3 protein-coding genes are annotated in these 3,408 nt (G+C 62.1%); all 3 read left to right on the forward strand.

Going from position 1 to position 3,408, the window contains the following annotated elements; translation table 11 throughout:
- Positions 1-208: 208 nt before the first annotated feature.
- A complete protein-coding gene (locus V7116_RS25605) occupies positions 209-1,471 on the forward strand; it encodes an argininosuccinate synthase (RefSeq protein ID WP_324394842.1) in 1,263 nt (420 codons plus the stop codon).
- Between the two features lie 73 nt (positions 1,472-1,544).
- Positions 1,545-2,174: a hypothetical protein gene (locus V7116_RS25610; RefSeq protein WP_324394843.1), complete on the forward strand. Its 630-nt coding sequence runs from the start codon at positions 1,545-1,547 to the stop codon at positions 2,172-2,174.
- Positions 2,175-2,276: 102 nt separating this feature from the next.
- On the forward strand, positions 2,277-3,408 hold a 1,132-nt coding region (gene argH / locus V7116_RS25615), incomplete at its 3' end, for an argininosuccinate lyase (protein WP_324394844.1).

Genomic DNA, 3,408 nt, shown 5'->3' on the forward strand with positions numbered 1-3,408 from the left:
CGCTCCAGTTCGCTGACCTTCTGTCCGATTAAACTTGTACATCGGGTCAGCTAACTCTCAATTGCGCAGGAGCCGTTTTAGCTAAATCCACCAAAGAACCCGCCTATCGTTGGCGTTATCATCCACTTTTAACCATCTCTCGTATCACGTTGGGGCGGCTTGCCCCTTTGTTGTATCAACACCAGAAGTTGAGGAAGGATTGAACGCGATGGAGCAAGGCCCCGTTAAAAAAGTAGTCCTGGCCTATAGTGGCGGCCTGGACACCTCTGTCATCGTCACATGGCTGCGGAATGTTTATAACTGCGAAGTCATTTGCTTCACCGCCGACCTCGGCCAGGAAGACGAACTGGACGGCCTGGAAGAGAAGGCGATCAAGACCGGCGCGAGCAAGCTGTACGTCCGCGACCTGCGCGAAGAATTCCTGCGCGATTTCGTGTTCCCCACGCTGCAGGCCGGGGCCGTCTACGAGCGCGTGTACCTGCTCGGCACGTCCTTCGCCCGCCCGCTGATCGCCAAGCACCTCGTGGAGATCGCGGAAGCCGAAGGCGCGGACGCGATCGCGCACGGCTGCACCGGCAAGGGCAACGATCAGGTCCGCTTCGAGCTGACCGCGATGGCGCTCAACCCCAAGCTGAGGGTGATTGCGCCCTGGCGCGAGTGGGACATCCGCAGCCGCGAGGACGCCATCGCCTACGCGCAGGAATTCAACATCCCGATCACCTCGACGCTCAAGAGCATCTACAGCCGCGACCGCAACATCTTCCACATCAGCCACGAGGGTGGTCCGCTGGAAGATCCGTGGAACGAGCCGCCGGAAGACATGTACCAGCTCAGCAACAGCCCGCAGTCCGCGCCGGACGAGACGGAAGAGATCACCCTCAGCTTCGAGAAGGGTATTCCGGTGGCGCTCAACGGCGAGGCGCTCGACCCGGTGACGCTGTTCGAGCGGCTGAACAAGTACGGCGCGAAGCACGGCATTGGCCGCGTGGATATGGTCGAAAACCGTCTGGTCGGCATGAAGAGCCACGGCGTTTACGAGACCCCCGGCGGCACGATCGTGCGCGCCGCGCACCAGGCGCTCGAATCGCTGTGCCTGGACAAAGCCGTCATGCACTACAAGGACTTCGTCGCGGTCAAGTACGCCGAGTTGGTTTACAACGGCCAGTGGTACACCCGCCTGCGTGAAGCGCTCGACGCCTTTATGCAGGAGACGCAGCAGACCGTCACGGGCGACGTGCGCCTGAAGCTGTACAAGGGCAACATCATCCTGGCCGGTCGCCGCAGCCCGTACAGCCTCTACCGCGAGGACTACGCGTCCTTCGGGCACATGGACATCTACGACCAGACCGACGCGGAAGGCTTCATCCACATGCTCGGCCTGCCGATGAAGGTGGACGCGCTGCTGAGCATCGATGGCACGGGCAAGAGCCGCTACCGCCAGCCCGACTACACCCGCTTCAAGCGCGACTAAGCACGGCCAACCTCACCCTCTGTCCCCCTCTCCAACCGGATTGGAGAGGGGGAATATAAATCTATCCACGGCTATGAACAGCAGACACTTATTCTTAAAAATGGGGTTCCTTATCGTTATCGTGCTGGCGTTCACCGGCTGCGTCCCTGCCGGTTTCACCGGTATGGAAAATCTTTCCGCGCGCACCGAGTCACGCGTCGTGCACCAGGATCAGACGCCCCAAATTTGCGCTGCGATAGAAGGCGCCGGATACATCATGCCATACGGCGAGACACTTGGGTGGTATACCTTCGACATCGTTCAAACCTACTGGATTCTTGAGGGGACGGACGGTCCGCTGCTGGAAGTGCCTCGCGGAAACCCGCGTCTCTATATCATGGTTGATTGGAGCGTCCCGGCGGACATGAACACGCTGCCTGATGCGGTCAGTCAAGAGACGGTTGACATGCTGGCCGAGGAAGCCAAAAACATCTGCCGCATCGTTCAGGACGAAGCGCAAAAGAGCGGCATTGGCCCGGTGGACGTTCGCATAAGGTTGTGGGATCTCTGGGTTGGCTTTGAGCTGGAATATGGTGCAGGCCCCTATCTCAACTCAACCAGTGATTGCGACCAACTGGTCGGGGCTTATATCAGCAAATCGGTCGGTTTGAATCCGCAAGGGCGAACCGAAGGGCAATGCCCCTCCCTGTACACACCCTATTGATCCGTGTATTTTGATCGTTGAAGAAGTGTCCCGCGTCTGTTAGTTTTTATCCTGCAAGCGCAGCCTGACAGTTTTTGCGTTCAACAATAAGGAGCACGACCGATGACCCTTTGGGGCGGAGCCTTTTCCCAGCCGACCGATGACGCGGTTCGCCGCCTGAACGACAGCCTGCGCTTCGACTGGCGGCTGTACGACGTGGACATCACCGGCAGCATCGCGTGGGCGCACGCGCTCGCCGGAGCGGGCGTGATCACTGAAGACGAGTATGCGGCGCTGGCCGACGGCCTGGAACGGGTCCGCGCGGAATTCGCGGGCGGGACGTTCGAAGCGGCTCCCGGCGACGAGGACATCCACACCGCCGTCGAGCGCCGCCTGGGTGCGCTGGTCGGGGACGTGGCGGGCAAGCTGCACACGGGCCGCAGCCGCAACGATCAGGTAGCGACGGACGTGCTGCTGTGGCTGATCCGGGCGCAGAAGGACGTGCGGGCTGCAATCCTGCCGCTGGCGACGGCGCTGCTGGGGCAGGCGCAGCAGGGGCGCAACGCGGTGATGCCCGGTTACACGCACTTCCAGCCCGCGCAGCCCATCACCGCCGCGCACTGGTGGCTAAATCACTTCTGGCCGCTCACGCGTGACATCGAGCGGCTGGTGGAGCAGGCAGATCGCTGGCGCGACAAGTGCCCGCTGGGATCGGGCGCGCTGGCCGGAACACCCTACGCCATCAACCGCCAGCGCCTCGCGGAACGGCTCGGCTTCCGCCGCGCGACGGCCAACAGCCTCGATGGGGTCGCGGACCGCGATCACGTCGCGGAATTTCTGTTCGCACTGACGCTGCTGGGCGTGCACCTCAGCCGTCTGGCGGAAGACCTGATCGTCTACGCCAATCCCGCGCTGGGCTTCGTGCGCCTGGACGAGCGTTACAGCACGGGCAGCAGTCTGATGCCGCAGAAGCGCAACCCCGATCCGTTGGAGCTGGCGCGCGGCAAAGCGGGGCGGACGCTCGGCAACCTGACCGGCTTCCTGGCGACGCTCAAGAGCCTGCCGACCGCCTATAACAAGGATCTACAAGAGGATAAGGAACCACTGTTCGACGCCTACGACACGATCATGGCGCTGCTGCCGCCGCTGGTCGGGCTGATCGAGACGATCCAGATCAACCCGGACCGCATGAAAGCCGCGCTGGACGAGGGCATGCTGGCCACGGATCTGGCGGATTACCTCGTGGAGCGGGGCG

The organism is Aggregatilinea sp., assembly GCF_036822615.1.
In the GTDB taxonomy this organism is placed as follows: Bacteria; Chloroflexota; Anaerolineae; order Aggregatilineales; family Aggregatilineaceae; genus Aggregatilinea.

What these genes read in the sequence shown, in the direction of transcription:
- V7116_RS25610 (WP_324394843.1), top strand. Translation starts at nt 1,545, where the DNA reads ATGAACAGCAGACACTTATTCTTAAAAATGGGGTTCCTTATCGTTATC.
- V7116_RS25605 (WP_324394842.1), top strand. Translation starts at nt 209, where the DNA reads ATGGAGCAAGGCCCCGTTAAAAAAGTAGTCCTGGCCTATAGTGGCGGC.